This window comes from Sporosarcina sp. JAI121 (assembly GCF_013408665.1).
In the GTDB taxonomy this organism is placed as follows: domain Bacteria; phylum Bacillota; class Bacilli; order Bacillales_A; family Planococcaceae; genus Sporosarcina.
In genome coordinates this window covers 2,410,000-2,417,535 of the sequence record NZ_JACCCL010000001.1, presented here as the reverse complement: position 1 = coordinate 2,417,535, position 7,536 = coordinate 2,410,000, and the positions used below count along the sequence as shown (strand labels likewise).

4 protein-coding genes, 20 tRNA genes and 1 rRNA gene are annotated in these 7,536 nt (G+C 46.4%); 23 read left to right on the top strand and 2 right to left on the bottom strand.

Annotation, left to right across the window (positions count from 1 at the left end):
- Positions 1-229: 229 nt before the first annotated feature.
- From rrf to HDC33_RS11420, 21 genes are all read left to right on the top strand, one after another.
- Positions 230-345 (top strand): 5S ribosomal RNA (gene rrf / locus HDC33_RS11520).
- A gap of 50 nt (positions 346-395) precedes the next feature.
- A tRNA-Val gene (locus tag HDC33_RS11515) sits at positions 396-471 on the top strand.
- Between the two features lie 22 nt (positions 472-493).
- Positions 494-569, top strand: a tRNA-Thr gene (locus HDC33_RS11510).
- 6 nt (positions 570-575) lie between these two features.
- Positions 576-651, top strand: a tRNA-Lys gene (locus HDC33_RS11505).
- Between the two features lie 29 nt (positions 652-680).
- Positions 681-762 (top strand) — tRNA-Leu (locus HDC33_RS11500).
- A gap of 8 nt (positions 763-770) precedes the next feature.
- Positions 771-845 (top strand) — tRNA-Gly (locus HDC33_RS11495).
- Between the two features lie 7 nt (positions 846-852).
- Positions 853-938: transfer RNA gene (locus HDC33_RS11490), tRNA-Leu, on the top strand.
- 23 nt (positions 939-961) lie between these two features.
- A tRNA-Arg gene (locus tag HDC33_RS11485) sits at positions 962-1,038 on the top strand.
- A 25-nt stretch (positions 1,039-1,063) separates the two neighbouring features.
- Positions 1,064-1,140: transfer RNA gene (locus HDC33_RS11480), tRNA-Pro, on the top strand.
- 48 nt (positions 1,141-1,188) lie between these two features.
- Positions 1,189-1,264, top strand: a tRNA-Ala gene (locus tag HDC33_RS11475).
- Between the two features lie 21 nt (positions 1,265-1,285).
- Positions 1,286-1,359: transfer RNA gene (locus tag HDC33_RS11470), tRNA-Met, on the top strand.
- A 7-nt stretch (positions 1,360-1,366) separates the two neighbouring features.
- Positions 1,367-1,443 (top strand) — tRNA-Ile (locus HDC33_RS11465).
- 17 nt (positions 1,444-1,460) lie between these two features.
- Positions 1,461-1,553: transfer RNA gene (locus HDC33_RS11460), tRNA-Ser, on the top strand.
- Between the two features lie 47 nt (positions 1,554-1,600).
- Positions 1,601-1,675 (top strand) — tRNA-Met (locus HDC33_RS11455).
- A gap of 3 nt (positions 1,676-1,678) precedes the next feature.
- A tRNA-Asp gene (locus HDC33_RS11450) sits at positions 1,679-1,754 on the top strand.
- Positions 1,755-1,816: 62 nt separating this feature from the next.
- Positions 1,817-1,892 (top strand) — tRNA-Phe (locus tag HDC33_RS11445).
- A 7-nt stretch (positions 1,893-1,899) separates the two neighbouring features.
- Positions 1,900-1,973 (top strand) — tRNA-Gly (locus tag HDC33_RS11440).
- 4 nt (positions 1,974-1,977) lie between these two features.
- Positions 1,978-2,054 (top strand) — tRNA-Ile (locus HDC33_RS11435).
- Position 2,055: 1 nt separating this feature from the next.
- Positions 2,056-2,130: transfer RNA gene (locus HDC33_RS11430), tRNA-Asn, on the top strand.
- A gap of 6 nt (positions 2,131-2,136) precedes the next feature.
- Positions 2,137-2,227 (top strand) — tRNA-Ser (locus HDC33_RS11425).
- Positions 2,228-2,235: 8 nt separating this feature from the next.
- Positions 2,236-2,307: transfer RNA gene (locus tag HDC33_RS11420), tRNA-Glu, on the top strand.
- 129 nt (positions 2,308-2,436) lie between these two features.
- Here HDC33_RS11420 and HDC33_RS11415 read toward each other — a convergent pair.
- Both HDC33_RS11415 and HDC33_RS11410 read right to left on the bottom strand, forming a co-directional pair.
- Entirely contained in the window at positions 2,437-3,177 is a 741-nt protein-coding gene (locus HDC33_RS11415) for a TraR/DksA C4-type zinc finger protein (protein WP_179392548.1), read from the bottom strand.
- A 186-nt stretch (positions 3,178-3,363) separates the two neighbouring features.
- Positions 3,364-4,275 carry a 1,4-dihydroxy-2-naphthoate polyprenyltransferase gene (locus tag HDC33_RS11410; protein WP_179392547.1) on the bottom strand — a complete coding sequence of 304 codons (912 nt, stop codon included), beginning with the start codon at positions 4,273-4,275 and terminating at the stop codon, positions 3,364-3,366.
- Positions 4,276-4,437: 162 nt separating this feature from the next.
- Between HDC33_RS11410 and HDC33_RS11405 the strand changes: the two genes are divergently transcribed.
- Both HDC33_RS11405 and menD read left to right on the top strand, forming a co-directional pair.
- On the top strand, positions 4,438-5,823 hold the full coding sequence (locus tag HDC33_RS11405; protein ID WP_179392546.1) for an isochorismate synthase: 1,386 nt from the start codon (positions 4,438-4,440) through the stop codon (positions 5,821-5,823).
- Positions 5,816-7,528, top strand: a complete 1,713-nt coding sequence (gene menD / locus HDC33_RS11400) for a 2-succinyl-5-enolpyruvyl-6-hydroxy-3-cyclohexene-1-carboxylic-acid synthase (RefSeq protein WP_179392545.1) — start codon at positions 5,816-5,818, stop codon at positions 7,526-7,528. Before HDC33_RS11405 ends, menD begins: the two co-directional genes overlap by 8 nt.
- The last annotated feature ends 8 nt before the right edge of the window (positions 7,529-7,536 follow it).

Genomic DNA, 7,536 nt, shown 5'->3' with positions numbered 1-7,536 from the left:
GATAGGTCTGGGGTGGAAGCACGGCGACGTGTGGAGCTGACGGATACTAATCGATCGAGGACTTAACCATATTTGAAAAGGGCTTGATTACCCTGGTTCGTGCAACACAATGTCTGTTTCATTCAGTTTTGAGCGAATAAGTACCGTTCTTTTTAAAAAAAGTACTTGCATTTAACATGAGAGTTGTTATAATGAATATTGTCCTTGAAAAAGAAAAGGATAATTCAAGTCTGGTGACGATTGCGAAGAGGTCACACCCGTTCCCATACCGAACACGGAAGTTAAGCTCTTCAGCGCCGATGGTAGTTGGGGGTTTCCCCCTGTGAGAGTAGGACGTCGCCGGGCTTGTAAGATTCATTACATACATATTCAAGTAGGACAAGCAATTATACCCAGGAGGATTAGCTCAGCTGGGAGAGCATCTGCCTTACAAGCAGAGGGTCGGCGGTTCGAGCCCGTCATCCTCCACCATATATTTTTCGAAAGATTTTACGCCGGAGTAGCTCAACTGGTAGAGCAACTGACTTGTAATCAGTAGGTTGAGGGTTCAAGTCCTTTCTCCGGCACCACTTTTCGAGCCATTAGCTCAGTTGGTAGAGCATCTGACTTTTAATCAGAGGGTCGCAGGTTCGAATCCTGCATGGCTCACCATTTTATGACTTGCCGTCATGATAGACATTGCGGGTGTGGTGGAACTGGCAGACACGCTAGACTTAGGATCTAGTGCCTTCGGGCGTGGGGGTTCGACTCCCTTCACCCGCACTTTTAATGCGGAAGTAGTTCAGTGGTAGAATACGACCTTGCCAAGGTCGGGGTCGCGGGTTCGAATCCCGTCTTCCGCTCCATATTTTTGCCGGGGTGGCGGAACTGGCAGACGCACAGGACTTAAAATCCTGCGGTAGGTGACTACCGTACCGGTTCGATTCCGGTTCTCGGCATTAATACTTAGTTATACTTATATGCGCTCGTAGCTCAATTGGATAGAGCACCTGACTACGGATCAGGAGGTTGTGGATTCGACTTCTGCCGGGCGCACCATTATTTTTTATACTTTATACATTATCGGGACGTAGCTCAGCTTGGTAGAGCACTTGGTTTGGGACCAAGGGGTCGCAGGTTCGAATCCTGTCTTCCCGACCATTAAGACTTTTAAGCAAATTTGTTGCTTACATAATCATCAGTTATATTGGGGCCTTAGCTCAGCTGGGAGAGCGCCTGCCTTGCACGCAGGAGGTCAGCGGTTCGATCCCGCTAGGCTCCACCAACAAAATTATTTAAAGATCCTGGCGGCGTAGCTCAGCTGGCTAGAGCGTACGGTTCATACCCGTGAGGTCGGGGGTTCGATCCCCTCTGCCGCCATCTTAAAGGACCTTTAGCTCAGTTGGTTAGAGCAGACGGCTCATAACCGTCCGGTCGCAGGTTCGAGTCCTGCAAGGTCCACCACTATTGTATATAATCACGGAGGTATACCCAAGCTCGGCTGAAGGGATCGGTCTTGAAAACCGACAGGGGAGTCAAATCCCGCGGGGGTTCGAATCCCTCTACCTCCTCCATTTTCTTAAGTGGTGAAATGAAATTGAAAGTGTACTTATATTGTTGTCGCGGGGTGGAGAAGTGGTATCTCGTCGGGCTCATAACCCGAAGGTCGCAGGTTCAAATCCTGCCCCCGCAACCAAATGGTCCCGTGGTGTAGCGGTTAACATGCCTGCCTGTCACGCAGGAGATCGCCGGTTCGATCCCGGTCGGGACCGCCATTTTTAATTAGTATTATCATAAGGTTTAAGAAAAGCGAGTGCTTACTGTAAACCAAATATGTGGCTCAGTAGCTCAGTCGGTAGAGCAAAGGACTGAAAATCCTTGTGTCGGCGGTTCGATTCCGTCCTGAGCCACCATAATTATGCGAGTGTAGTTTAGTGGTAAAACCTCAGCCTTCCAAGCTGATGATGAGGGTTCGATTCCCTTCACTCGCTCCAAAGAGGGCCTATAGCTCAGCTGGTTAGAGCGCACGCCTGATAAGCGTGAGGTCGGTGGTTCGAGTCCACTTAGGCCCACCATTCCGCAGTAGCTCAGTGGTAGAGCAATCGGCTGTTAACCGATCGGTCGTAGGTTCGAGTCCTACCTGCGGAGCCATTTTAAGGGGAAGTACTCAAGTGGCTCAAGAGGTGCCCCTGCTAAGGGCATAGATCGCGAAAGCGGTGCGAGGGTTCGAATCCCTCCTTCTCCGCCATATTCTTTGGCCCCTTGGTCAAGCGGTTAAGACACCGCCCTTTCACGGCGGTATCACGGGTTCGAATCCCGTAGGGGTCATATGAAAAAAGCGGCTTTACTAGTTTATTTAAAACTAGTAAAGCCGCTTTTTAATTTGTTTGGTAAATAGTATATAGGTTGAAGAGTTAGAAAAAAGACCACAAGCCTGGAGCGACTCGTGGTCTACTATCACTTCTTTTGATCTTCGATATAACTGTCATTTTCGTGATAAGGTATGTCGCCAAGGGGAGACTCGATTCCTTCATCATCCAGTTTCGCTTCATATTTCTCCGATTCATCAGATCGAATAAAACCGCGTGACTGGCCATTGATGTCGTTACCTGTAAACTCTTCAAATTCCTCTGTTGCACCGTCTTCGATGGGGCTGTCATATAGCGTATTATAACTATCATGATCCCCTGTAAAATCGGAAGGAGTTTCCGAGGTGCCGAATTTTGCAATTTCTTGAAAGCTGTCTTCGTCATCCCGGGTCGCCCCAGTTCTTCTGTCGGCAAACGAATTCGGCTGCGCCATTATAAGGGAATCTTCTTCTACAGGTCGATCTTTAGGTACTTCTTGCTCTGTGGCGTGCTCAATGCAAAGGGCCGTGTAAGGAACGGCTTCAAGCCGTTCAAAGGGTATATCATTTTGACAGACTTCGCATGTTCCATAAGAGCCGTTCTCCATTGCTTGTAACGCGCTTTCCACTTTATCTAATTCAGAGCCCGCGTGTATGTTCAGAGCCAGGTCTTTCTCTCTCTCAAACAGTTCTGTGCCCATGTCGCCGGGGTGATTGTCATACATGGACAGTTCACCGACATCATCTTGTGCACTCTCCTTGATATCCGTTTCTTCTGCAGTTTTTATTAGTTGTAACTTCATTTCATGCAGCTCTTTTTTTAAATCGGTTTTTTGTTTATCATTCAACACGATTAGTCACGTCCTTTTTTGTAATAGCAATAGTATGCTCATTCAAATCGTAATTAAGTAACAAGGAAATAGATTGTGATCTATTGTTCCTTAACTTCCCTTTATGTTGACCTGTCTAAACATATGAATACTAAAAAGCCTGAAGCATCGACGTAAAACGATGCTTCAGGCTTTTCTTGTTATTATTTATAGCAGATGCCCAATGAGTATTCCGATACCTAATAATAAACCAAATAGTGTATTCGTAATTGCCGTGTTCTTCATGGCTGGCATTACATGAATGGGAATATGGTTCTTCCGGAATACGGAAATCGCCGTTACTGGTTTTTTAAAACTAAGCAAAACGATCAATGCCCATGGAGTAAGGTGACCAAAGAGAATCATCACAATGATCCACCCGTAAGAAATGATGAAAAACAACATTAGAATTGTAATTGCATGGGAACGGCCAACAAGAATAGCAAGCGTTTTCCGGCCGCCTTCCTTGTCGCCTTCCAAATCCCGAATATTATTGGCCAGCATAATTCCAGCGACAAGCAACATACTTGGTATGGATAGAAGGACTGCCTCCGTCGTTACTGTTCCCGTCTGAATAAAAAATGCAATGAGGATGAGTAACATTCCCATAACAACACCGGAAAATAGCTCCCCGAACGGCGTGTATGCGATTGGATACGGTCCGCCTGTATAGAAGTAGCCTACCATCATCGATAAGACGCCGATGACTGCAAGCATCCATGACGTTTCCATACATATATAAATACCGATAAGGATGGAAATTCCGTAAAGCATAAAGGCAAGGTTCAATACCGTTTTCGGTTTTACGCCGTTACGGACAATAGTTCCACCGATGCCAATGGAATGTTCCGTATCCAGCCCTCTTTTGAAATCGTAATATTCATTGAACATATTCGTTGCCATCTGGATGAAGATGCTGGCAATGAGCATGGCGAAGAATAGAGGGAAATGCAGTTTCCCGTAAGTTAGTGCAATCATCGTACCTAGGAATACAGGTGCAAAGGCAGCTGTCAGTGTATGTGGGCGTGTAAGCTGCCACCAAATACGCCAGCCGGTATCCGCTTTTATCGTCTGTTGCAATATGGTTCTCTCCTATCATTTTAATGACCGTATCTATTGTACTCCAAAATGAGTGGAGTGAACATACACACTGCTTATTATGTGCTGAAACGCCACGAATTCGGTATGATAGAATAAGGTATACGCTCAAAATTAGTCGAATGAATGTACGGAGGGAAAATAATGAATCGGAAGTTGACCGCAACCCGTGAATCTCAATTGAATATAAGGCAGACTGAATTACGATTTTTTACTGAAACTGTCGATGCGGGGCGAATTTCACCACTTGCGTTTTTCGAAGCAGGGGATTCTTGTTATAAGGATGAACGTTTCTATTGGCAAAATGCAGATAAAACTTTGACGCTTGTCGGTATAGGACATGCTACTGTATTGACGAGTGAAGGAGCGGAAGATCGTTTCGCACATATTTCAAAGAGCTGGAAAAAGTTGTGTGCGGCTTTAATTAAAGAGGAGAATGATAGGGAACCCGTCCTGTTCGGTGGATTCTCGTTTGACCCGCAAAGCGAAAAAGACTCAGAATGGGCTGCTTTTCCATCCGCCCATTTCGTTGTTCCCTCATTCCAGCTGTCGATTGCAAATGGTAAGACAACAATTGCAATCAACCTTGTGACTGAAAGCGATGATGCAGCAGACCAATTTGAAAAATTGCGTGATGAACGGGACCGTTTAATTCATATCGCACAAGTAGAAGATTTCGCTCTTCTTGCAAAGCCGGAAGTGATCTCAATCGAAGAATTGGAAAAAGAACATTATTTGGAAACCGTTTCAAAGGTAACAAAGAAAATTAATAATGGTGAGGCTGAAAAAGTGGTTATTGCACGGTCATTGAAACTTAATTTTGAACATGACGTGTCGGCTGCCACTGCACTTCATCATATTTCAAATGAACAGCAAGAAAGCTATCACTTCGGTTTGCAAAAGGACAGCCAGTTATTTTTTGGTGCTACGCCGGAGCGTCTAATTGAAATATCCAATGGCCGGGCATACTCGGCATGTGTCGCAGGTTCGATTAAACGCGGCAAGTCGGCAACTGAAGACCGCGAACTCGGCGATGAGCTTCTCGAGGACAGCAAAAATCGGGAAGAACATCAATATGTCGTCAATATGATATCGCGCGTATTTAATACATTTTGTACTGATATCAAAATTTCAAAAGTGCCAAAGCTGATGAAGGTACGGGACATCCAGCATTTGTTCACTCCTGTTGAAGGGATTGTGGAACAAGGGACTGACATTTTCAGTTTGGTGGAGGCACTTCATCCGACACCGGCACTAGGCGGCGTTCCAACGGATATATCGATGGACATCATCCGCTCAGAAGAAAATATGGACAGGGGTTATTATGCGGCACCGATAGGCTGGACGGATACGGCAGGCAATGGGGAATTCGCAGTAGCCATACGCTCAGCGTTACTTGACGGAGACAGCGCATATTTGTATGCAGGTGGGGGAATTGTGGCGGATTCAGAACCTGATAAAGAATATGATGAAACATGGGTGAAATTCAGACCGGTCATGCGGGCGCTTGGAGGAAAACTGAATGGATAACCGTACAGTTTTGACGGATTATGTTCGAAGAATGACGAGTGCATTGATGACAGCGGATGTTAAATCGGCAGTGATCAGCCCAGGCTCGCGTTCTACACCGCTTGCTTATGCATTTGCGTCGACAGACGAACTCAATGTCCACATGCAGGTCGATGAACGATCGGCTGCCTATTTTGCGTTAGGTTTGGCAAAGGCGTCAGGTGATCCTGTCGTCCTTCTCTGCACGTCCGGGACAGCGGCGTCGAACTATCATCCTGCAATTACAGAAGCCTATTATGCACGCATCCCGCTAATTGTCATCACTGCAGACCGTCCTCATGAGTTGAGGGAAGTTGGTGCACCGCAGGCAATCGATCAAATCCGAATGTACGGACAGCATGTAAAATATAGCGTGGATTTCCCACTGGCGGAAAGTAATGCGGATATCGATGACTTTTTAGATCGGCATATAAGCCGTGCATTGTCGGTTGCAACTTCGGCTCCGCGGGGTCCAGTTCACTTGAATGTGCCGTTCCGGGAACCGCTTCTCATCGATTTTGATCGGGAACTACCGACAACGACTTTCCAAAAACGGATCAAAGGATCAGACGGTCTAGACGCATCTACTGTTCAACAGATTACACAATTACTCACCGGTACTGATAAAGGGCTCATCATTGTTGGTGAAATGCCGCTTGAGCTCGATAAAGCAGCATTTTGGGATTTTGCAAATGCGCTGCAGTGGCCGGTAATATGTGATCCGCTATCAAATCTCCGCGCGGAAGTGCCTGAAGAGTGTATGCCGCTTTGTATCGATCATTATGACGCGATATTGAAAAGCGATGTGTTCACGAAGAAAGCCGTGCCTGATACAGTAATCCGGTTCGGTGCACAGCCGGTAGCGAAGCCGTTATCGCTTTTTTTGAAAAAGGTACGGCCGGCAACGGTGATTGCGGTGGACGAATCACCGGAATTCCGGGATTCGCTTGGCATTGTGACACATCATATCCAGACCTCCACCGAGGGGGTTATGCAGATTGTTGTGGAAAAACCGGAGAATCCATATACAGAAATGTGGACAGCAGCGAATGAGGCAGTCTCCATGATTACCGATAATTACGAGGGCGCCGCTGGTGATGAAGGCATTTTCGCAAAAATATTATTTGAACATCTTCCTTCCGGCACTGATTTAGTGAGCGGCAGTAGCATGCCTATCCGTGATGTAGATACATTTTTTAGAAAGACGGATAAGGATATCACAATCTTTGCAAATCGGGGGACGAATGGCATCGATGGCGTAGTATCGACAGCATTCGGAATCCAAGCGGCAAGAAAGCGGCCCGCATGGTTGTTGATCGGCGATTTATCGTTCTTGCATGATGTTAATGGACTTATCGTTACCCGTTTCCACGATACGGATTTGACGATAGTCATAATTAACAATGATGGAGGCGGAATCTTCTCGTACCTTCCGCAAGCCGAAGCAGGCAATCACTTTGAAGAATTGTTCGGTACTCCGACAGGCTTAACATTCAGCCATATCGCTGCGATGTATGACGCACAGTATGCAGCAATCAGGTCACCTGAAGAGTTCAAGAAGGAGCTCGCAAAAGAAAAAGACAAGCCGGTGCGAATCATTGAGGTTTTCACGGATCGTAAGGCGAATGTGAAAGCACATCGTGACCTCTGGAGACAAATTACAGATCGGATCGATCAGGATGAATGAAAAGGCTA